This window comes from Corynebacterium sp. HMSC072A02 (assembly GCF_001810085.1).
GTDB lineage: Bacteria > Actinomycetota > Actinomycetes > Mycobacteriales > Mycobacteriaceae > Corynebacterium > Corynebacterium hesseae.
Genome location: NZ_KV799884.1, coordinates 15,691 through 16,004, shown reverse-complemented (window position 1 = coordinate 16,004; position 314 = coordinate 15,691). Strand labels below are relative to the sequence as shown.

General features: G+C 54.8%; 1 protein-coding gene. It reads left to right on the top strand.

The window, feature by feature from the left end; translation table 11 throughout:
- A partial coding sequence (locus HMPREF2698_RS13125) for an HNH endonuclease signature motif containing protein (RefSeq protein WP_141748960.1) occupies positions 1–314 on the top strand: 314 nt, incomplete at both ends.

The following is a 314-nucleotide window of genomic DNA, read 5'->3' as shown; positions in this document are numbered from 1 at the left end:
TAAAAGAAGCGGAACTAAACCCAGGACGCTTCAGTTAGACCACCGACATAACTGGGCTGAAGGCGGGCCAACCCATCCGAAGAACCTGGCATGTTTATGCCAAGGACATCACAACATGAAAACCGATGGCACCCTCAAATACTTGCTGGACCCCTACAGCGGGGATGTTATCTGGCTTTTCGCCGACGGTACCTGGACCATCAACGAAGCAGAAGGCCCCCTGGCACCCAAGCAAAAACGCTGGGCGCAAACAGTCGCCCAACACATCACCGCCACCAGGAAACGCGTGCGTGAAGAAGCCCAACACCTCAAAC